General features: G+C 73.1%; 20 protein-coding genes. 12 read left to right on the forward strand and 8 right to left on the reverse strand.

What is annotated here, in order from left to right; all coding sequences use genetic code 11:
- Window positions 1-99: 99 nt before the first annotated feature.
- Window positions 100-1,056: a zinc metalloprotease gene (locus ACIBTV_RS07175; RefSeq protein WP_396703114.1), complete on the forward strand. Its 957-nt coding sequence runs from the start codon at window positions 100-102 to the stop codon at window positions 1,054-1,056.
- Between the two features lie 170 nt (window positions 1,057-1,226).
- Here ACIBTV_RS07175 and ACIBTV_RS07180 read toward each other — a convergent pair whose 3' ends face one another.
- Together ACIBTV_RS07180 and ACIBTV_RS07185 are read right to left on the reverse strand one after the other, a co-directional pair.
- Window positions 1,227-1,562 (reverse strand): beta/gamma crystallin-related protein, encoded by a 336-nt coding sequence (locus ACIBTV_RS07180; protein WP_396703115.1) that lies wholly within the window; start codon window positions 1,560-1,562, stop codon window positions 1,227-1,229.
- A gap of 207 nt (window positions 1,563-1,769) precedes the next feature.
- The gene (locus ACIBTV_RS07185; protein ID WP_396703116.1) at window positions 1,770-3,449 is read right to left on the reverse strand and encodes a DNA repair helicase XPB; all 1,680 of its coding nucleotides are present in this window, start codon (window positions 3,447-3,449) and stop codon (window positions 1,770-1,772) included.
- Window positions 3,450-3,629: 180 nt separating this feature from the next.
- Here ACIBTV_RS07185 and ACIBTV_RS07190 point away from each other — a divergent pair, with 180 nt between their 5' ends.
- Window positions 3,630-4,520: a L,D-transpeptidase family protein gene (locus tag ACIBTV_RS07190; RefSeq protein WP_396703117.1), complete on the forward strand. Its 891-nt coding sequence runs from the start codon at window positions 3,630-3,632 to the stop codon at window positions 4,518-4,520.
- A 99-nt stretch (window positions 4,521-4,619) separates the two neighbouring features.
- Window positions 4,620-4,871 carry a hypothetical protein gene (locus ACIBTV_RS07195; RefSeq protein ID WP_396703118.1) on the forward strand — a complete coding sequence of 84 codons (252 nt, stop codon included), beginning with the start codon at window positions 4,620-4,622 and terminating at the stop codon, window positions 4,869-4,871.
- 63 nt (window positions 4,872-4,934) lie between these two features.
- Here ACIBTV_RS07195 and ACIBTV_RS07200 read toward each other — a convergent pair whose 3' ends face one another.
- Complete coding sequence (locus ACIBTV_RS07200; protein ID WP_396703119.1) at window positions 4,935-7,415, reverse strand: helicase-associated domain-containing protein; 2,481 nt, start codon at window positions 7,413-7,415, stop codon at window positions 4,935-4,937.
- Between the two features lie 87 nt (window positions 7,416-7,502).
- Between ACIBTV_RS07200 and ACIBTV_RS07205 the strand changes: the two genes are divergently transcribed.
- Entirely contained in the window at window positions 7,503-8,126 is a 624-nt protein-coding gene (locus ACIBTV_RS07205) for an HAD family hydrolase (protein ID WP_396703120.1), read from the forward strand.
- A gap of 28 nt (window positions 8,127-8,154) precedes the next feature.
- On the forward strand, window positions 8,155-8,541 hold the full coding sequence (locus ACIBTV_RS07210; RefSeq protein WP_396703121.1) for a cold-shock protein: 387 nt from the start codon (window positions 8,155-8,157) through the stop codon (window positions 8,539-8,541).
- On the opposite strand, the gene ACIBTV_RS07215 is transcribed toward ACIBTV_RS07210, so the two are convergent.
- Window positions 8,502-9,332 carry a 1,4-dihydroxy-6-naphthoate synthase gene (locus tag ACIBTV_RS07215; protein WP_396703122.1) on the reverse strand — a complete coding sequence of 277 codons (831 nt, stop codon included), beginning with the start codon at window positions 9,330-9,332 and terminating at the stop codon, window positions 8,502-8,504. The two genes, ACIBTV_RS07210 and ACIBTV_RS07215, sit on opposite strands and share 40 nt — an antisense overlap.
- A 784-nt stretch (window positions 9,333-10,116) precedes the next feature.
- Between ACIBTV_RS07215 and ACIBTV_RS07220 the strand changes: the two genes are divergently transcribed.
- Entirely contained in the window at window positions 10,117-10,965 is an 849-nt protein-coding gene (locus ACIBTV_RS07220; protein ID WP_396703123.1) for a GNAT family N-acetyltransferase, read from the forward strand.
- A gap of 51 nt (window positions 10,966-11,016) precedes the next feature.
- On the opposite strand, the gene ACIBTV_RS07225 is transcribed toward ACIBTV_RS07220, so the two are convergent.
- Window positions 11,017-11,667: a futalosine hydrolase gene (locus tag ACIBTV_RS07225; RefSeq protein ID WP_396703124.1), complete on the reverse strand. Its 651-nt coding sequence runs from the start codon at window positions 11,665-11,667 to the stop codon at window positions 11,017-11,019.
- On the reverse strand, window positions 11,664-13,271 hold the full coding sequence (locus ACIBTV_RS07230; RefSeq protein ID WP_396703125.1) for an MFS transporter: 1,608 nt from the start codon (window positions 13,269-13,271) through the stop codon (window positions 11,664-11,666). The genes ACIBTV_RS07225 and ACIBTV_RS07230 overlap by 4 nt, the downstream gene beginning before the upstream one ends.
- 87 nt (window positions 13,272-13,358) lie before the next feature.
- Between ACIBTV_RS07230 and ACIBTV_RS07235 the strand changes: the two genes are divergently transcribed.
- Complete coding sequence (locus ACIBTV_RS07235; protein WP_396703126.1) at window positions 13,359-14,198, forward strand: DUF3027 domain-containing protein; 840 nt, start codon at window positions 13,359-13,361, stop codon at window positions 14,196-14,198.
- Window positions 14,199-14,247: 49 nt separating this feature from the next.
- Here the strand turns inward: ACIBTV_RS07235 and ACIBTV_RS07240 are convergent, their stop codons facing one another.
- Complete coding sequence (locus tag ACIBTV_RS07240; RefSeq protein WP_396703128.1) at window positions 14,248-14,499, reverse strand: DUF2530 domain-containing protein; 252 nt, start codon at window positions 14,497-14,499, stop codon at window positions 14,248-14,250.
- 90 nt (window positions 14,500-14,589) lie between these two features.
- Between ACIBTV_RS07240 and ACIBTV_RS07245 the strand changes: the two genes are divergently transcribed.
- The 5 genes from ACIBTV_RS07245 to thpR all read left to right on the forward strand — a co-directional run bounded on the left by ACIBTV_RS07245 (window position 14,590) and on the right by thpR (window position 19,265).
- Window positions 14,590-16,068 carry an NCS2 family permease gene (locus ACIBTV_RS07245; RefSeq protein ID WP_396703129.1) on the forward strand — a complete coding sequence of 493 codons (1,479 nt, stop codon included), beginning with the start codon at window positions 14,590-14,592 and terminating at the stop codon, window positions 16,066-16,068.
- A 119-nt stretch (window positions 16,069-16,187) separates the two neighbouring features.
- Window positions 16,188-16,637: a MarR family winged helix-turn-helix transcriptional regulator gene (locus tag ACIBTV_RS07250; protein ID WP_396703130.1), complete on the forward strand. Its 450-nt coding sequence runs from the start codon at window positions 16,188-16,190 to the stop codon at window positions 16,635-16,637.
- A 74-nt stretch (window positions 16,638-16,711) separates the two neighbouring features.
- Complete coding sequence (locus ACIBTV_RS07255; RefSeq protein ID WP_396703131.1) at window positions 16,712-17,992, forward strand: MFS transporter; 1,281 nt, start codon at window positions 16,712-16,714, stop codon at window positions 17,990-17,992.
- Between the two features lie 106 nt (window positions 17,993-18,098).
- The gene (locus tag ACIBTV_RS07260) at window positions 18,099-18,644 is read left to right on the forward strand and encodes a hypothetical protein (protein ID WP_396703132.1); all 546 of its coding nucleotides are present in this window, start codon (window positions 18,099-18,101) and stop codon (window positions 18,642-18,644) included.
- A 42-nt stretch (window positions 18,645-18,686) separates the two neighbouring features.
- Entirely contained in the window at window positions 18,687-19,265 is a 579-nt protein-coding gene (gene thpR, locus ACIBTV_RS07265; RefSeq protein ID WP_396703133.1) for an RNA 2',3'-cyclic phosphodiesterase, read from the forward strand.
- A gap of 108 nt (window positions 19,266-19,373) precedes the next feature.
- On the opposite strand, the gene sepH is transcribed toward thpR, so the two are convergent.
- Window positions 19,374-20,450 carry a septation protein SepH gene (sepH, locus tag ACIBTV_RS07270; protein ID WP_396703134.1) on the reverse strand — a complete coding sequence of 359 codons (1,077 nt, stop codon included), beginning with the start codon at window positions 20,448-20,450 and terminating at the stop codon, window positions 19,374-19,376.
- Window positions 20,451-20,533: the final 83 nt, after the last annotated feature.

The following is a 20,533-nucleotide window of genomic DNA, read 5'->3' on the forward strand; positions in this document are numbered from 1 at the left end:
CGGCGTGGTCTGATACCGGGAAGACGACGCCAATGACGTTCCGGTCATGGCCACCCCGCGTCGAGATCCGCACCGCGTCCATCCCTGAAAGGTGCACCGATGCACAGGAGACCGATCTTCCGACTGGCAGTCCTCACCGCCGCCGCCGCGACGTTCCTCGCGTCCGGCGGCGTCTCCGGCGCGGTCGCGGCGGCACCCGCGACCGTCTCGCCGGGGGTGGCGGCGTGCGAGCCGGGCGACGCGCACGGCGCGGCCCGTCTCGCCGAGGGCGCCACCGCCCAGGAGCCGGAGCTTTACTCCAAGAACGAGGCGAACGCGTACGGCGTCATCAAGGACTCGCCGCGCCTGCCCAATGGCAGCGTCACCATCCCCACGGTCTTCCACATGATCTCCGACCACCCGCTCAGCGCGGCGGAGACGGCCCGGTGGAAGACCCTGATCGCGGCCCAGATGACGGTGCTCAACGACTCGTTCGCGGGGCGTACGGCGGCGGACGCCTCCGACACGCCGTTCCGCTTCTCGCTGGTCGACACCACGTGGACGGTGAACAGCGCCTGGTACACGGTGGTGCCGGGCAAGAACGAGCGGGACATGAAGAAGGCGCTCTACACCGGCGACGCCCGCACCCTCAACGTGTACGCGGCGAACATCGGTGGCGGGCTGCTCGGCTGGGCGTACTTCCCGAAGGGCTACAACAACGGCCGCGACTACATCGACGGCGTGGTGATGCTCGACGAGTCGATGCCGGGCGGCACGGCCGGCAAGTACGCCCTCGGTGACACGCTGACCCACGAGGTGGGGCACTGGCTGATGCTGGAGCACACCTTCGCGCACGGCTGCTCCGCGTCCGGTGACTTCGTCGAGGACACCCCGCGCGAGGCGGCGCCGCAGTTCGACTGCCCGGTGGGCGCCGACACCTGCACCGCGCCGGGCCTGGACCCGATCCACAACTTCATGGACTACACGCAGGACTCCTGCATGAACATGTTCACCCCGGGCCAAGCCGACCGGATGAGCGACGCCTGGGTGGCGTTCCGCGCCGGCGGCGGCAAGTAGCCGGGACGCGCGGGGTTGACGGGCCGCGGGTAGCGGCCCGTCAACCGTCTCCGGGCCCCGCCCGACCTGGCCGACGAGTCGGGTCGCGCGGAGCCTCGGTCGATCGCGGCATCAGCTCCGACAACTGCTGCTGAAAGGTGCCGGCCGCGGGTTTTCGCTGGAACCAGAAATCAGCAACGCTTCGCGGAGCTCGCAATGTCGTTGAAACCGACGTTGGTCAGGTTGGCGATGTACTGGCCCTTGGTGACGCGGAGCTGCCGCCCGCCGAAGTCCTTGTGCTCGAACAGGCACCAAGCGGAGCCGTTCGCCACGACGCTGCTGACCACGTCGTTGTAACCGTCGAAGTTGGAGATGGATCCCTGGATGTTGCGGTACTGACCGCTCTTGTTCGCGTCGAACCACACCTGCAGCCCAACGGCGGCGGACGCCGGCGCGGGCGCCACCGCAACACCGGTAACGGTAATGGCGGCTGCGGCGATCAGCCGACCAATCACGTGTCGATTCATTGAACTTCCCCTTGGCTCATGTCATTCGTCGCGGAAGCGACCTTCGCCGGAGACGGTACTGTCCGACGGTGCGCTGATCCACAATGGATGGCGAGAGGATGTTCACTTGAAGAAATGGACTCTTGATGCGTTTGCAGGAATCTCGGGATTCAGAAAAGATGTGCGTTCCTCGATGAACTGTCTGTCGGTGGCCGGTCCGACCAGGGATCAGTCGACCGTCGGGAGCGTCGGGCCGAGCACGTCGTCGGCGTCCACGATGGTGTACGCGTACCCCTGCTCGGCCAGGAAGCGCTGCCGGTGCGCGGCGTACTCGGTGTCGATCGTGTCGCGGGACACCACCGTGTAGAAGTGCGCCTGCCGGCCGTCGGCCTTCGGGCGGAGCACCCGGCCCAACCGCTGCGCCTCCTCCTGCCGCGACCCGAACGTGCCCGACACCTGGATGGCCACGGCCGCCTCGGGCAGGTCGATGGAGAAGTTGCCGACCTTCGAGATGACCAGCGTGCGCAGCTCACCGGAGCGGAACGCGTCGAACAGCCGCTCCCGCTCCTTGTTCGTCGTGGAACCCTGCACGATGGGCGCGTCGAGGTATTCGCCGAGCTGGTGCAGCTGGTCGATGTATGCGCCGATCACCAGCGTCTGCTCGTCGGGGTGCCGGTCCACGAGGGCCTTCACCACGGGCAGCTTCGTGCGGGCCGTCGCCGCCATCCGGTAACGCTCCTCGGCCTCCGCCGTCGCGTACGACATGCGCTCCGCGTCGGTCAACGTCACCCGCACCTCGGTGCACTGGGCCGGGGCGATCCAGCCCTGCGACTCGATGTCCTTCCACGGCGCGTCGTACCGCTTCGGCCCGATCAGGCTGAACACGTCGCCCTCGCGGCCGTCCTCGCGTACCAGCGTCGCGGTGAGGCCCAGCCGGCGGCGGGCCTGGAGGTCCGCGGTGAACCGGAAGATCGGCGCGGGCAGCAGGTGGACCTCGTCGTAGACGACCAGGCCCCAGTCGCGGGCGCCGAACAGGTCCAGGTGGGTGAACGCGCCGCCGCGCCGCGAGGTGAGCACCTGGTACGTGGCGATGGTGACCGGACGAATCTCCTTGTGCTCGCCCGAGTACTCACCGATCTCGTCCTCGGTCAGCGACGTCCGCGCGATCAGCTCCCGCTTCCACTGCCGGCCCGCCACCGTGTTGGTGACCAGGATCAGGGTGGTGGCCTTCGCCTCGGCCATCGCGGCCGCGCCCACCAGGGTCTTGCCCGCGCCGCAGGGGAGCACCACCACGCCGGACCCGCCGGCCCAGAACGCCTCGACAGCCTCCCGCTGGTACGACCGCAGCGTCCACGGCTTGCGCCCGTCCTTGCCGGCCTCGGCCAGCTCGATGGGGTGCGCCTCGCCGTCGACGTATCCAGCCAGGTCCTCCGCCGGCCAGCCCAACTTCAGCAGCGCCTGCTTGAGCCGCCCCCGCTCCGACGGGTGCACCGCGATGGTGTCGTCGTCGATCTTCGCGCCGAGCATGCCCGCGAGCTTCTTGCTCTTGGCGACCTCGACCAGCACCACCCGGTCCAGCGCCCGCAGCACCAGGCCGTGCACCGGGTCGTTGGCGAGCTGGAGCCGGCCGTAGCGATCCATCGTCTCGGCCACATCGACCAGCAGCGCGTGCGGCACCGGGTAGCGGCTGTACTTGATCAGCGCGTCCACCACACCCTCGGCGTCGTGCCCGGCCGCGCGGGCGTTCCACAGCCCGAGCGGGGTCAGCCGGTAGGTGTGCACGTGCTCCGGGGAGCGCTCCAACTCGGCGAAGGGCGCGATGGCCATCCGGCAGGCCTGCGCGTCGGGGTGGTCGATCTCCAGCAGCAGGGTCTTGTCGGACTGGACGATCAGTGGTCCACCGCTCACGCCAGCGTCCTCTCCTCGGGGTTGCCGCCGGCCGGTTACCCATCACGTGGCGCGACCGACCGCAGGCCGACCATCCAGTGTTGCACGGCACGAGAGGCCCGAAGAAAAACGCGCACCGGGTGCAACCGGATCGGCGGTTGCCGACGTCTAGGTTATGGACGACTGTCCTGGGGAGGGCTCATGTGGCGTCTTCGACCCGTTTCCCGGCTGGTCGCCCTGGTGGTGGTCACGCTGGTCGGTGCCGGCGCGTGCGCGCTCGACCCGTCGACCGGCGGGAGTGGCGGCGGGGGAGCCGCCCCGGCCGGGGCGACGGCGCAGGGATCGGGGGCGAGCGCAGCGCCCGGCTCCGACCAGCCTGACCACCCCGCGACGACGCCGCCCAGGGTGACCCCGAGCCGGACGACCGCGCCGACGCCGGTCAAGCCGAAGCCGACGCCGAGCCGCACCACGGCGAAACCCACCACCAGCAGCAGCCCCGCCGGCTGCCCCCAGGGCGAGCAGCAGCGCGCCGTGGAGACCTACCTGGTCCAACTGGGCGGGTTCGGGGCGGTCACCGTCGACGGCAGGCAGTCGGCCGCCGACTGCGCCGCCATCAAGAAGTTCCAGAAGCGGTACGACATCCGCCCGGCCCAGGGCCCCGCCGGTCCCACGACGTACGACGTGGCGAAGCGGCTCGCCACGACCGACACCAGCCGCTGCAAGGCCGGCTCCGGCACCACCTTCTGCATCGACCTGACCCGGCAGACCACCTGGGTCATGCGCGACGGCAAGGTGCTCGTCAAGCCCACCGTGACCCGCACCGGGATGGCCGGCTACCGCACCCCCGCCGGCACATTCACGATCAACTTCCGGAACATCAAGGAGTGGTCCGACCCGTACGAGGTGTGGCTGCCCTACTGGCAGCACTTCACCCAGGGCATGGGCTTCCACGAGACCACCACGTACCTGCACGACATGTCGATCGGCTCGCACGGCTGCGTCAACCTGCTGCACGCCGACGCCGTGCGCTACTGGGAGCTGGGCAAGGTCGGCAGCCGCGTCGTCCTCATCGGTCGGCGCCCCGGCACCTGAGCCGGTCGGGGGCGGCGAGTCCGGGTTTATCCCCTGTCACTTCGGCCACAACGGTGCCACGCTGGACATCTGGCCGCGTACCGGACGGGGAGGCTGACGATGACGGTCGACCGTGAGGTGGTCCCCGAGCACGAGCAGCCACCGACCGCGCAGACCCCGGCCGACCGGGTGTCGACGGCGACCGTCGTCGCGTACGCGGTCGCCGGGATCGCCCTCCTCGGCTGGTTCCTGTGGGGCTGGCTGGTGCTCCGGCAGGGCTTCGTCAACTCGATCGGCGAGGCGGCCGGCACCGGCTTCGCCCTCCTACTGATCATCTCGGTCGTCGGCACCGTCCGCCGCAGCCGCCGCTGAGGGTCGGGCCGCTCCCCGGCGGCCCGGCCGGCGGTCAGCTCGGCGGTGGCGCGGCGCGGCCCGTCACTCGGCGAGGACCGCTGCGGTGATCCGGTGCAGGGCGAAGGTGTGCAGCATCTCCGTCCGCTCGTCCTCCGCCCGCAGATAGCCAGCGCCGATCGACACCGGTTTGACCAGCCGGGACGCGGTCGCCCCGTGAGCGTCGACGTAGCCGACCCAGACCAGCGCCTTGTCGCGTACGGCCTGCTGGAGCACGGCGAGCGCGTCGGAGTGCCCCTGCACCGGGGACGGACCGGTCGCTCCCCGGGCGCCGGCGCGCACCACCGCGGGAGCCCGCCGGGCCGCCCGCGCCGCCGCGTCGCCCCGCCGGATCTGCTCCACCACCCCGAGCAGGCGTGGCATCGGCAGCTTCTGCGCGACCAGCGGATCCACCGTGCGGGTGGCCACCGACACCCGGGCCGGTGCCCGTCGGGTCTTCGGCCGCGACAGCACCGCCACGCCGCTCGCGTCCTCCGGCACCGGGGCGTAACCGGCGTCGCGCAACGCGCCCAGCAGCCGCCCCACCTGGTACGGGGTCACCAGCACCGTGGGGGCCAGCCGGCGCAACGACAGCGACTCCAGCCGTCGGTCCGCGTACACCTCGGTCAGCAGCGCCTCGTCGTCGCTGCGCAGGTACGCCCCGGCGGACCCGGCCCGCAGCCCACCGTGCTTACGCGCCACGTCGTCCACCAGGTAGGTCAGCGACTGCGGCACGGGCGTGCGGGACCGTCGCCGGAACAGCGCGTGCAGCTCGTCCGCCGTGTAGCCGGCGTCCAGGGCCCGGCGCACGCTCGCCGTGGTGACCCGGTGCACGCTGGCGCCGCCAGCCGACTCCGGCTCGGCCACCGCGTCCAGCTCGGCGGCGAGCGTCGGGTCGGGCGGGCCGGGCACCACCACGGTCAGGTCCGCCTGCACGAGGAAGTGGTCGACCGGGGCGGGCAGCAGGGCGTCCAGCGCGCGCACGGCCGTGGACGGCTCCTCGCTGTCCGCCTCCGCGTGCAGCCCCAGCGGGTCGTCGGGGCGGTCGTCGGCCTCGGTGACGTCGGCGAGCAGCAGCCGCCCGTACGACGTGAGCGCCCCCAACCCGGTAACGCCCAGCTGGGCGGCCTCGGCGAGCACCTCCCGGTGGGCGGCTTCCCGCCCTCGGCTGCGGCGGGGCGCCCGCCAGTCGAGCAGTTCCAGCACCTCGTCGGGGGTCGGCGCGGTGGCCGGCTCCAGGTCGGCGAGCACCCCCAGCACGGCCCGTCGGGCGGCCGGCGCCCCGGCCCGCTCCGCCTCCGCCGACAGGACGGTGATCGGCCGGTCCCGGTCGTCGCGCTGCCCGACCAGCCCCACCTGCCGGCTCATGGTCAGCCACGCGCGGGCCAGCTGCTCCCACCGCTGGGCGAGGGAGGCGGCCCGCCACACCTCGTAGCCGGCCGTCGGCAGCACCTGCTGATCGGCCCCGTAGCGGGTGGTGGTGGCCCCGGGCAGCTCCAGCTCACCGGTCAGCCCGGCCGCGTACGCCACCTCCAGCAGCAGCGCCGCCGTCGACTCGTCCAGGGCAGCGCCGCGGGCCAGGCGCCGCAGGTCGCGTACGCCGATCCCGCCCGACCGGAGCACCGGCGCCGGCTCGGCGGCGAGCTGGTCGAGCAGCGTCTCCGTGTGGCGTACGACCTCCATGGTCTGGCCGGCCCCGGCGGAGTCGACGGCCTTCGCCTCGCGCGGCGTGGCGGCGACCGCCGGTGGGCTGGTCCGCAGCGGGCCGAGCGGACCGGTGTCACGGCGCAGCAGCAGCCCGATCTCCCGGGGTAGCTCCACCGTGCCGGTCGAGCCGGATTTGCCGTTGGAGACGGGCACCAGCAGGCGGTTGTCGACCAGCCAGCGCACCGGCGACCCGGTCGGCGCGCCACCGTTCGTCGGGTCCGGCGGCACCGCGTCCTCCGCCCCGAGCGGCGGGGCCTGGAGGGCGCCCGGGGGCACGCTGCCGACGGGCGGCCCGGCGGCGAGCCGGTCCAGGATCGCCCGGGCCGAGGGCGGCGCGGCGAGCAGCGTCCGTCGCAGCTTCGCCGGGTCCGCGCAGAGCGCCGCCGTCCGCGGGTCCAGCTCCGCCGCCGGTCGGCCCAGCCCCGCCGGGTACGCGGACACCTCGTCGACGCTCGGCACGACCGTGAGGGCGCTCTCCGGGCCGTACAGCAGGAAGAGCGCGCGCAGCCGGTTGACCGCGCCCCGGACGCTGGTCGGCGCGGGCGGCTTCGGGCCGGAGGTCGCCAGGGCCAGCACGGCGTCGGTGGAGGTGGTGCCGTCGCCCGGGTCGCGGGTGAGGCGGGCGGCGTCGAGGATCTGGAGGGTGAACTGGTCCAGCCCGTCCAGGGCCCGGGCGACCGAGACCCGGGACTGGGCCCGGATGGCGAGCGCGGAGATGTCGGCCGGCACGGGTACGACGAGGTCCGGCCGCAGCTGGAGGAGAGCGGCCAGCGACTCGTCGGGCAGCGACCGCAGGTGGTCGGCGAGTGAGGTGGTCATCGTCGTTCCACGCTAGCCCGGCGGGGGGCCTCTCCGCCCCTCGGACGTCCGGCTGGTCGGCCACCCTCAGCGGGTACGTTGTCCCGCATGTCCCCTCTGACTGTCGGCTTCGACCTCGACATGACCCTGGTCGACTCGCGGCCCGGTGTCGCCGCCGCCTACCGGGCGCTCAGCGCGCAGACCGGCGTGCCGGTGGACGCGGAGCTGGCGGTGTCCCGGCTCGGGCCGCCGCTGCGCACGGAGATCGCCCGGTGGTTCCCGCCGGAGCAGGTCGAGTCGGCCGTGCACACCTTCCGCGAGCTCTATCCCGCGTACGCGATCACCCCGACCGTGCCGCTGCCCGGTGCCCGGGATGCGATCGACGCGATCCGGGCCCGGGGCGGGCGGGTGCTGGTGGTCACCTCGAAGCTGGGCCGGCTGGCCCGGCTGCACCTTGATCACCTGGGCCTGGTCGTCGACGAGCTGGCCGGGGACCTCTTCGCGGAGCAGAAGGGGGCCGCGCTGCGCAGCTTCGGGGCGACCCACTACGTCGGCGATCACGTCGCCGACATGGTGGCGGCCGCGACGGCGGAGGTGCCCGGCATCGGCGTGACCACCGGACCGTGCTCGGCGGACGAGCTGCGGGCGGCCGGTGCCGCAGCGGTGCTGAATGATCTCACCGAATTCCCGACGGCGCTCGACGGCATGATCCAGCTAGCCTTGGAGCAGTAGACGTCTCAAGCGAAGCAGAGGTTCTCAGGTGCCTACGGGTCGAGTGAAGTGGTACGACGCGACCAAGGGATACGGGTTCGTCACCAGTGACGAGGGTGGCGACGTGTTCCTGCCGAAGGCCGCGCTACCGGCGGGTGTCACCGACCTCACGGGTGGTCAGCGGGTCGATTTCAGCGTGGTGGACAGCCGCAGGGGCGCGCAGGCCATGGGGGTCAAGCTGCTGGAGGCGCCGCCGTCGGTGGCCGAGCTGCGCCGCCGCCCGGCGGAGGAGCTGCACGGCCTGGTCGAAGACATGATCAAGGTGTTGGAGGCGAAGGTCCAGCCGGACCTGCGCCGGGGCCGCTTCCCGGACAAGAAGACGGCGCAGAAGATCGCTCAGCTGGTCCACGCGGTGGCGCGCGAGCTGGAGGTCTGAGGCACCAGCCCGGCGTCGGCGGCCCGGCCGAGCAGCGCATCGACGGCGGCGAAGCCGGCGTCGCCCAGGTCGGCGGTGAACTCGTTGACGTAGAGGCCGATGTGCCGGTCGACGACGTCGAGCTCCATCTCCTGGGCGTGCGCGAGCACGTAGTCGCGGCTGGCGGCCGGGTCGGCCCAGGCCTGCCGGACGGATTCCCGGATCCACCCGGCCGCGGCCTGCGGGTCGACCGCGCCGCGCCGGGCCAGGATCGCGCCGAGGGGAATGGGCAGGCCGGTGTCGGCCTCCCACCACTCACCCAGGTCGACGAGGGCGGTCAGCCCGTGCCGGTGGTACGTGAAGCGGGCCTCGTGGATGACGAGGCCCGCGTCGTACCGGCCGGCGGCCACGCCCGGCATGATCTCGTGGAACGGCACGACCTCGATGCGTGCCGGTGACTGACCGGCCGCCCACAGCCGGAACAGCAGGTACGCCGTGGTCCGGTCACCGGGAACCGCGACGGTCGCGCCGGACAGGTCGGTGCGGTCGCCGCGGGTCAGCACCAGCGGCCCGCAGCCACGCCCGAGAGCGCCGCCGCAGGGCAGCAGGTGGTATTTGTCGAGCAGCCAGGGCAGCGCCGCGAAGCTCACCTTCACCAGGTCGAACGCGCCGCGCTCGGCCGCCGTGTTGGTGACGTCCACGTCGGCGTACGTCACCTCGACCGGCGGCGCCCCGGGCACCCGCCCGTGCACCAGCGCGTCGAAGACGAACGTGTCGTTGGGGCAGGGCGAGATCGCGAGGGAGAGCGCCACACCCCCACCGTAGCCCCGCCCGTTTCCGACCGGACGCCGGCCGGGGCGGTGTGGTGGGCAAGCTCATTCCCGTCGCGGCTGTGACGGGACCGGGTGCCGGTGGACGGTCCCGGCCCCGGGGGGTTGGTCGCGTCCTGTCGAGCTGCCCCAGAAATGGGGCGCTCCCCGGGGTGAAGGGGGCGTCGTGCGCCAGGCCACCGATCTCGCCCGCAAGCGCGAGTGTGGACAGGAACGAGTGTGGGCAGGAAGGTGAGCGGGCAGGAAGGTGAGCGCGACTGCGGCCTCCCCAGGGCTCGCCGTCCCGCGAGCGGGGGCGAAGACGTCGGCGTCGGGCAGCACGGCTGAGGCGATGGCACTCGTGAGGCGCACCGCCGCGTGACCCACCGGCCCGAGCGCCACGACCCGCTGGGCGGTACGGCAGCGCGCCCGTTCCCGTTCCGCTCCCGCGCCCGTTCCCGCGCTCGTTCCCGCTCCCGCGCTCGTTCCCGCGCTCGTTCCCGCTCCCGCTCCCGCGCATGCTCCCGTTCCCGCACACGCGCCGGATCCCGTTCCCGCACACGCGCCGGCTCCCGCTCCCGCACACGCGCCCGCTCCCGCTCCCGCACACGCGCCCGCTCCCGCTCCCGCACACGCGCCCGCTCCCGCTCCCGCTCCATAAACGGGGCAGCTTGACAGGACGCGCAACAGGGTCGTGAGGGCGGGGTCCTCCACGTTGTCCACAGGGTTATCCACAGTTTCGGCGGGGCTGTTGAAATCGGTATGCGTCAGTGGGGACGATCGCGCCATGACGGACACGGGCACCGAGCCGATCGATGTGGGAGCGGTCCTTCGTTGCCTGCGCCGGCAGGCTGACCTGAGCCAACGGGAGCTGGCCGAGCGTTCGGGGGTGCCGAAGAGCACGCTGGCGCGGATCGAGAGTGGCAACGGCCCGGACGCGAGGTTCCGGACGGTGGAGCGGCTGGTCCGGGCGGCCGGGGGAGAGCTGACGATGGGTCCGCGAGGCGGTGTGGTGGTCACGGTGCCGGCGGCGTCCGATGACGAGCCGCAGGAGGAGCCGCGGGAGGAGCCGCGGGACGAGGCAGGGCGCCGCTACCCGGCGCACCTCGACGTTCGGCGGGTGCGGCGACTCACGGACTGGTCAGGTGCGTGGTGGGCGCACTGGTACACGCTCCCGCCGGAGCGGTGGCCGCTGCGGGTTCCCGAGGTGACCTTCGATCTCGATCGTCGACGCCGGGACGAGCGACGGTGGCGCGAGGGGATGCGCCGGCTGGTGCGGGTGCGGCGCGCGCGGGACGGGCTGCCGGAGACCTCCTGGCGGCTCCTCGCCGAGCTGCCCGACGAGGCGGTCGTGGGCGAGCTGCGGGCCCACGAGCGGAGCGACGATCTGCTCATCGGAGCGGACCTGGGGGATCGACGCGACATCATTCTGGATGGCGTCCTGGTGGCCCCCGAGCTTCGACTGCTCGGCATCGGCCGACGGCTCGTCACGCTGCTCACCGAGGAGATGGAGCGGGCGGGCATCCGGACGGCCCGTGCCGTTGCGAGCTCCGGTGGAATTTTCTTCCTTGAGGCGTGCGGCTTCGCGCCGGACGCGAGTCGGCCGTCGGCCCTGCGGCTGGACCGCAGGCGCTGACACCGGGCGTGGACAACGCCGTGCGGATAGCGCCGGGGCGGGTAGAGCGGGTCAGCGTAGGGCGGGGGCGGCCTCGGTCAGGGCGGCCAGCGCCTCGCGGAGTCGCCAGGCGTCGCGGTCGCGTGGACCGACCGGGTTGGAGATGGTGCGCAGCTCGGCGAAGGGCAGGCCGGCCTGGGCGGCGGCGACGGCCACGCCGTACCCCTCCATGGCCTCGGCCACGGCCTCGGGGTGCCGGCGGCGTAACTCCCGCGTGCTGACGGCGGTGCCGGTGACGGTGGTGACCGTCAGCACCGGCCCGACAGTGGCGGTCGGCAGCGCGGCGCGCAGCGTGGCCAGCAGCTCCGGGTCGGCGGTGACCGTGCTGCCGGTGCCCAACAGCGCGGGTGGCATGCCGAGGTCGTCGATCGGGATGAAGCCCTCCGGGGACTCGGCTCCGAGGTCGGCGGCGATGCTCGCGGTGCCCAGTACGGTGCCGCCGACCGCGACGTGGTCGACGAAGCCGCCGGCGACGCCGGCGCTGACCACCGCGCGGTACGGGCGGCCGGCGGCCTCGGCCAGGGCAAGCAGCCGGGCGGTCGCCGCTCCGGCGACCGCCGGGCCCACCCCGACCGGGGCCACGGTGACCGTGGGATCGGTGAGGCCGGCCCGGACCGCGTCCGCCTCGGCGGGTACCGCGGTCACCACGAGCAGTCCCGTCACGGGCGTGGTCCGCGTGGTTCCTGGCGGGAATCGTCGTCGCTCGCGCCGCCGACCGCCGAGGACGGGCGGTAGATGTGATAGCCGGGCGGGGCGAGGTCGTAACCGGCCGCGCCGTTGGTGGCCGGGGCGGGGGAGGTCGGCGTGGGGTCACCGAGCCGGTCCGGCGCGGGCGACGTGGGCGTCGGGTCGTCGTCGGTCTCGGTCAGCTCGTCGTCGCCGAGCGGGCGGCCGGCCAGGCGCTCGCCGCGCAGGCGGGCGGCGATCAGCACACCCCGGATGGCGGCGAGCACACCCACGCCGGCGGCGACCCCGATGCCGACGCGGCCGGGGAAGGGGACCAGCCCGAGCCCACCGCCGGCCACGAAGGCGAGCATCAGCACGGTCTCCGAGTGGGCGAACGAGCTGGCCCGCAGCCGCTCCGGGATGCGTTCCTGGATCGACGCGTCCACGGCGAGCTTGGCGACGCCGCTGAGCAGGGCCGTGACCAGGCAGAACAGGGCCACCATGGGCAGCGAGAACGTGAGCACCGTGAGCACCGCGACACCCGCCACGATGATCATGCTGCTGGACTGGATGGCGGTGGGCCGGTGGATGCGCAGGCGGGTGCCGACGGCCGTGGCCAGGAAGGTGCCCACCGCGAGGGCGGCGCCCACCAGGCCCAGCGCGGCCTCGTCGCTCAGCTCGCGGCCGAACACGACGGTGGTCAGGTCACCCTTCTTGATCGCGAAGGCGAGGTAGAGCAGCAGGAAGCCGTAGACCCCGCGGAGGGTGGCCGAGCCGATCAGCGTGGCGATCACCAGTCGACCTGCCGGCCGGCCCCGGCCCAGTGGCCGATCGCCGGAGCGCCGCCCCAGCGCCCGCAGCGGTCGCGGCACCCGCTCCGGTGGCTCCGAATCCGCCTTCGGCGGCAGCCGCAGCGAGATCACCATGCCGACCAGGAAGATCACCGAGGCGACCCGGAGCGGCCACTGCGGCCCGAACCAGAACGCGGCCAGGCCGATCGGGGCGACCAGCGCGCCCGCGACCGTGCCGTAGACGCTGGCCCGGGCACCCACCTGGGACAGGCCCAGCCCCTCCGGCAGCAGGCGTGGCACGGCCGCCGAGCGGGCCACCCCGTACGCGCGGGAGAGCGCCAGCACCCCGAAGGCCGCCGGATAGAGCCCGAACCCGTGGATGTGGTCGGAGATGAGCCAGGCCAGGAAGGCGCGGCCCAGCATGGTGGCGGCGAGCGCGTAGCGGCGGCCGTGCCGGAAGTGGTCGAGCAGCGGACCGACCACCGGGGCGAGCATGGCGAACGGGACCATGGTCACCAGCAGGTAGAGCGCGACCTTGCTGCGCGCCTCGCCCAGCGGCACGTTGAAGAAGATCGTGCCGGCCAGACCGATGGCGATCAGGGTGTCACCGGCACAGGAGAGCGCGTGCAGGTCGAAGAGGCGGACCATGCCGACCTCGCCGCCGGCCCCGCGGGCCCGGGCCCGCCCGGCCTTGCGGGTCACCCAGCGTCCGCTGCCTACCGAACCGCGGAAGAGCAGGCGAAGGGCACGAATGCCGGTGCCGACGGTACGCCCGAGGGCGGACCGCCCGGCGCGGGAGGACTGCGGCATGTGCACCATCCTCGCCCATCTGATCGAGGCATGCCGCACCAGTTGCCGAGAACGTGGTCGGGGAGTCCCTGTCAGGCGGGCGTACGGATGGGGAACAATGGTCCGGTGACCAGGCCCGCCTCCGCCCGTGCCGCCCGCCTCGACCAGATCCTCGCCGCCGCCGTCGACGTGGCGCGCGCCGGCATCACCGAGGTGGACCCCGATGACGTCGGCGACCACCTGCAGGCCGTCGCCGAGGGCGACCGCCTCGTCACGCACTACTTCGAGTGCAATCTCGCCGGCTACCGCGGCTGGCGCTGGGCGGTCACCGTCACCCGGGTGCCCCGCGGCCGCACCGCGACCATCTGCGAGACGGTCCTGCTGCCCGGCACCGACGCGCTGCTCGCCCCCGGCTGGCTGCCCTGGCAGGAGCGGCTCAAGCCGGGCGACCTGGGCCCCGGCGACCTGCTGCCCACCCCGCCGGACGACGAGCGACTCGCCCCGGGCTACCTGCTCTCCGACGACCCGGCGGTCGAGGAGACGGCGTGGGAGCTGGGCCTGGGCCGGGCGCGGGTGCTCTCCCGAGAGGGCCGCTCCGAGGCGGCCCAGCGGTGGTACGACGGTGACCACGGCCCGTCCGCCCCGATCTCCACGGCGGCCCCGGCGGCGGCCCGCTGCGGCACCTGCGGCTTCTACCTGCCCCTGGCCGGCTCGCTGCGGCAGGCCTTCGGCGCGTGCGGCAACTTCTACGCCCCCGACGACGGCCGGGTGGTGAGCGTCGACCACGGCTGCGGCGCGCACTCCGAGACGCTCATCGAGGCGCCCGACACGTCGGTCGAGGAGATGCCCACCGTCTACGACGACAGCGCGGTGGAGACCGTGTCGGTCAGCCGGGCGCCGGGGTCGGTGGAGGCGGCGGAGCCCGCGGAGCCGTACGGCCACCCCTGATCGACCGGCGCCGCCGAGCCGGTGACGGTCAGCGGGTGGGGCGCAGGGGTCAGTTGCCGGCGGCGGCGCGGCGGCGGCGACGGTTGGCGTCGTGCCGCATCATCACCGCGAGGCCGGGGAACCCCCAGAGGAACCCGGCGAGGCAGATCCAGAGCCAGTTGCGGTGACCGTGCTCGGTCAGCCAGTCCCGGAAGAACACGAGCAGCACCAGCCCGACGACCGCCCAGGCCGCCGTCCCGGCGAGCGCGAACGGCACCATCGGCGGGTCGAGCGGCTCGGGCCGCGGCTGCTCCTTCGGCACGCGGCAAGCGTACGCGATCAACTTTCCCCGCTCGCCACTGATCTGGGACGATGCGCGCGTCACCCCCGAAGATCACCTGCGAGGACGCTGATGGCAGTAGCGCCGCCGGAGAACGGCACACCCCCCGACCCTGCTCACCCCCGCAACGGATTCGACCGGTTCTTCGAGATCTCCGCCCGTGGTTCGACGTTGAGCCGCGAGGTGCGCGGTGGCCTGGCCACCTTCTTCACGATGGCGTACATCGTGGTGTTGAACCCGCTCATCCTCGGCAGCGCCGTCGACGGTGACGGCAGGACCCTTCCGATCCCGGCGATCGCCGCGGCGACCGCCCTGGTCGCCGGTGTGGTGACCATCCTGATGGGCGTGGTCGGCCGGTTCCCGCTGGCGCTGGCCGCCGGCCTCGGTGTGAACGCGCTGGTGGCGTACGAGATCGCCCCGGAGATGACCTGGGCGGACGCCATGGGCCTCGTGGTGATCGAAGGTGTGATCATCGCGGTGCTGGTGCTGACCGGTCTGCGTACGGCGGTGTTCCGCTCGGTGCCCACCCAGCTGAAGACGGCGATCGGCGTCGGCATCGGCCTCTTCCTGACGATCATCGGCCTGGTCGACGCGGGCTTCGTCCGGCGCATTCCCGACGTGGCGAACACGACGGTGCCGGTCGGGCTGGGCATCGGCGGGCGGCTGTCCAGTTGGCCGCTGCTGGTGTTCGTGGTGGGACTGCTGGTGACCCTGGTGCTGGTCGTACGCCGGGTCCGGGGCGCGATCCTGATCGGCATCCTCGGATCGACCGTGCTGGCGATCATCGTGGAGGCGATCGCCGACGTGGGCCCGTCCGTGGTCAACGGTCAGCCCAACCCGAAGGGCTGGTCGCTGAACGTCCCGGAGCTGCCGAAGACCGTGGTGGACGTGCCGGACCTGTCGCTGCTCGGCAACTTCAACGTGCTCGACTCGTGGAGCCGGGCCGGCTGGCTGGTCGTCCTGATGTTCGTGTTCACGCTGCTCATCACGGACTTCTTCGACACGATGGGCACCATGGTCGCGGTCGGCCAGGAGGGCGGCATGCTCGACGAGCGGGGCACCCCGCCGCGGGCGAAGGAGATCCTGCTGGTCGACTCGATCGCCGCGGCGGCCGGCGGTGCGGCGAGCACGTCGAGCAACACCTCGTACATCGAGAGCGCCGCCGGTGTGGCGGAGGGTGCCCGGACCGGTGTGGCCAACCTGGTCACCGGTGCGCTGTTCCTGTTGGCGATGTTCCTGGCGCCGCTGGTCGTGGTGGTGCCGTTCGAGGCGGCGTCGACGGCGCTGGTGGTGGTCGGTTTCCTGATGATGACCGCGGTGCGGACGATCGACTGGGCGGACTACGAGATCGCCATCCCGGCGTTCCTCACCATCGTGCTGATGCCGTTCACCTACTCGATCTCGAACGGAATCGGTGCGGGCGTGATCACGTTCGTGCTGATGAAGGTGGCCCGGGGCAAGGCCCGGGAGGTCCACCCCCTGCTGTACGGGGTGGCCGCGCTCTTCATCGTGTATTTCCTGCGCGGGCCGATCGAGTCCGTGGTGCTGTGAAAGCCGTGCGCCGGGCTGGGGCTCCTTACGGGGTTCCAGCCCGGCGCAGGTCGGAAGGTTCCCGTGAGCCGGGTCATATCGCATGTCGTTAGCCAGGCTCATTAGTTAAGCTAACTATCGTGACGGAGCGGACGGTGACGGCGAAACGCGTGCCACCGGCGCAGCTGGCTCCCCAGCTGCGTGATGCGATCACTCGGCTCAACCGACGGGTCCGACAGGCCCGGCCGATGGGCGACCTGACGGTCACCCAGCTCTCGGCGCTGACCAGCCTCAAGCTGGCCGGCGCGCTGACCCCACGGGAGCTGGCCGACGTCGAACGGGTCCAACCGCCGACGATGACGAAGATCGTCGCGAAGTTGGAGGAGCGCGGCCTCGTGCAGCGGACCCCCCACCCGACCGACGGCCGACAGGTCATCCTCGCGCCGACCGAGGGGGGACGGGCGGTGCTCGACCAGTTCGAGCGCGCCCGCAACGAGTGGCTGGCCTCCCGGCTGGCCGAGCTCCCCGAGGCGGACCGGGAGACCCTTCGGCGGGCCGCGGAGATCCTCCAGCAGCTGGCTCGCGGCTGACTCACGCGCCCGCGACACCGGGTCCGCGCCGTCCATCGTCGATGACGCGTACGACCCGAGGAGGCGCACCAAGAGTGCAGGCGAAGCTGAGCACGATGTTCCAGTCCCTACAGGTCCGCAACTACCGCCTCTTCGCGTCCGGGCAACTGATCAAGCTGGTCGGTGTCTGGATGATGTTCATCGCCCAGGACTGGCTCGTCCTCGAGCTCTCCGACAACTCGGCCACCGCGCTCGGCGTGGTCACCGCGCTCCAGTTCACGCCGGTGCTGCTGCTCACCCTGCTCTCCGGTCGACTCGCCGACCGGTACGACAAGCGGGTGCTGCTCTTCGTCGCCAACACCTTCTGGACGGTGCTGGCGCTCGGCATGAGCATGCTGGTCCTCACCGACCTGGTGCAGCTCTGGCACGTGTTCGCGTTCGCCGCGCTGCTCGGCGTCGCCAACGCCGTGGAGACCCCTGTCCGGCAGGCGTTCGTCTCCGAGCTGGTGGGCGTGCCGCTGCTGCCGAACGCCCTCTCGCTCAACGCGGCCGTCTTCAACTCCGCGCGGATCGTCGGTCCGGCCGTCGCCGGCCTCGCCATCGCCGCCTTCGACGTTGGCCCGGTCTTCCTCTTCACCGCGCTCAGCTCGATCGCCCCGCTGGTCAACGTCGTCCGGATGCGTACGTCCGAGCTGCACCGGGCCGCGCTGCCACCCCGCGACGAGCGCGACTCGGCCCGGGTGATCGACGGACTGCGGTACGTCTGGCGCCGCTCCGACCTGCTGCTGCCGATGGTCGTCATGTCCGTCATCGGCATGTCGCTGTTCAACTTCCAGCTCACCCTGGCGGCGCTGGCCAAGACCGTTTTCAACACCGGGGCCGCCTCGTTCGGCCTGTTCAGCACCGCGCTCGCCTGCGGTGCCCTGGTGGGCGCGCTGAGCGGCACGGGGCGCCGCGGCCGCCCGTCGGTGTGGCTGGTGCTCGGTGCGGCCGTCGGGTGCGCGAGCTTCGGCACCCTGGTCGGTCTGGCCCCGACGTACTGGGCGGTGGTCGCGCTGCTCGTGCCGACCGGCTTCTTCATGGTCTTCTTCGCCCAGGCCGCCAACCAGCGCGTCCAGCTCGGCGTGGACGCGGCGTTCCGGGGACGGGTGATGGCCCTGTGGGTGCTGGTGTTCCTGGGCACCAACCCGGTCGGCGCGCCGCTGATCGGCTGGGTGGCGGAGCACTTCGGCGCCGGCGCGAGCATCTGGATCGGTGGCCTGATCTCGCTGGCCACCGCGCTGGTCGCACTCACCTGGCAGCTGCGCCGTGCCGGGGCTCGGCTCCGGTTCCGGGTGCTGCCGATGCCCCGCTTCTACGTGACCTCGCCGGAGTGACGGCACGCGCCGTCCGCTCGACCCCACGGTCTCGTCCGGTTGAGCGGATGGCGCGGATGCCGCCAATCCGGTGGCGAAGGCGGAGGATGGGGCTTAGCGTCGATGCGTGGGTGTCGGACGCGCACTGCTGCTGGCCCTGGCGTTCCTCGCCGTGGCCAGCCTGCCCGCGCTCTTCGCCCTGATCTTCTGCGCCGACGAGATTCTCGACCGGGTCGTCTGCGGCTACGCCGAGTGGCGGGACCGCCGCCGGGAACGGCGCACCATCGCCCGGCTCGACCGGGCCATCGAAGCCGACGCCCTGACCAGGGACATCGACCTCTCCGAGTTCGACCGGGAGGACCGGCGGCCACTCGAACAACTCGCCGCCGACCTGCGCCGGCTGGGCAGCCAGCGGCTCGGCGGCGCCGGTCGGCCGATGGTGTGGCACGGTGCGATCCTCCAGGCGTACGACGACCGGCTGCGGCTCGCCTGCCGGGCCCTGGACATCACCGAGCACCTCGGCGAACTGGACGGCGTCGATCAGGAGATCGAGCGCGTCCGCGTGGAAGGGCTGCTGCACGACGCCGGCCTCACCCTGCCGGCGGCCCGGGCCGGTCGGCCCAGCGGCCGGGCCGAACGGCGTGGCCGGGGCGCCGACGGCTCGGGGCGCTGAGCGAGTGGCCGACCATCTCCGGCAGGTCGGCGAGGGCCCGGGTTGAGGCTCTTCGCCGCGGTCTACCCGCCGGCCGCCGCCGTCGCCGACCTGACCGGTCAGATCGAACGGCTCCGCGTCGGCGCCGCGTCCCGTGCGGGCACCAACGTCCGGCTCGCCGATCCCGCGCACCTGCACCTCACCCTCGCCTTCCTCGGCGAGGTCGAGGAGGCGAAGCTGGTCGAGGTGGAGAGCGCGCTCGGGCTCGCCGCCCAGTGGTTCCGCGAGGGCCGGGACGCCTCGCCCCGGCTGCGGCTGGGCGGCGGCGGCCGGTTCGGTCGCGGCCAGTTCACCGTGCTCTGGGTTGACGTACGCGGCGAGGCCGACGCGCTGAGCGTCCTCGCCCGGCTGATCCGCTCCCGCCTGCGCGCCGGCCGCCTGCCGCACGACGACAAGCCGTTCCGCGCGCACCTGACCGTCGCCCGCCCCGGCGACCGCGTGGACCGGGCCGACGTCGAGGCCGACCGCGCCACTCTGGACGGCTACGAGGGGCCGGAATGGCCGGCGACCGAGCTGCTGCTCATGCGCAGCCACCTCGGCCCCCGGCCCCGCTACGACCGGCTCGCCGCCTGGCCGATCTGACCGCTCCGGTGCGACGGGCACCGGAGCGTCCCCGCCTTCCGGCAGGCGCGGCGTGCCCGGCCGGACGTGGCCGACGGCAGGTGTCACACCGTCGGTCGACCGCGTCGGTCAGGAGGACTCGCGGGCCGCCGGACCGCTGCCGAAGAGCACGTCGTCCCAGCTCGGCAGGCGCTTGCGGGGCTTGCCGGCGGCGTCGGTGGACTCGCCACCGGCAGCGGCGGCCGCCCCGGTGCGGCGCGGCCGGAGCACCGCCAGCGACGGCACGGCCGGCACTTCCTTCGGCGCGTCGGAGTCGTCGTCGAACGCGGACCCGGGGCCACCGCCGAGCAGCGCCGCGGCACCCCCACCCACCGGCCGCTGCCGGGGAGCGTCGGACCCGGCCAGGGCGGCCGGCGTGCGCGGCTCGAGGCCCCGCCCCGACGTGCCGCCGAGCGGCCGGTCGAGGGACGCGAGCAGGGCGTCCCGGCCGGCGCGGATCGGGTCACGACCGGGCCGGTGCTCGGTGGGACCGGGCAGCCCGTGCCCGCCCCGGCTCGGCTCGCCGCGCGACGGACCGGGCAGCGCGTGCCCGCCCCGCTCCGGCGCCGGCTCCTGGCCGAGGATCGGCGTGGGCCGCTCGGCGCACAGGTACTGCGCCATGTCGTCGTGCGGGGCGACCGACTGACGGGTCTTGTCGAGATCCCAGATGGCCTGCGCGGTGGCCTTGCCGGACGGCCAGGTGGCGATGATCCGCCAGGTGCCGTCGTCGCGCCGGTAGGCGTCCCAGGAGATCTTCTCGGTGTCGATGCCGTGCTGAGCCAGCCGGCCGTTGACCACCTCGGCGAGCGGGGTCGGCTTCTCCGCGCCCTTGAGTCGGGTGCGGCGGGCGTGCTGGGCGAGCATCGCCCGCTCCTGGAGCACCGGGCCGGCATAGCGCAGCACCCGGTCGACCGGGACCCCGGCGATGCGAGCGACGTCCTCGGCGGACTCACCCGAGCGGATCCGGGCCTGGATGTCCCGTGGGGACAACGAGGGAGCGGGATCGGCGGCGGTCGGTGCGACGGTGAGCGGCGGGGCGCCCGGCTCGGCGTGCAGCGCGGTGGCGATGCGCTCGTCGATCGGCAGGGCGAGCAGTCGCCCCACCTCGTCGGCGAGCACCAGGGCCTGGCCGTCCTCGGAGAGGGCGACGAAGCGTACTGGGCGCATAGCGTTGCCTCCGTCCCGCTTCGCTGGCCACATGCCACGGGTCGGCCACCCGGGCTTCTCGGACCACCGTACGCTGATCTGTC

Origin of the sequence: Micromonospora sp. NPDC049366 (assembly GCF_044466625.1) — a bacterium.
GTDB lineage: Bacteria > Actinomycetota > Actinomycetes > Mycobacteriales > Micromonosporaceae > Micromonospora.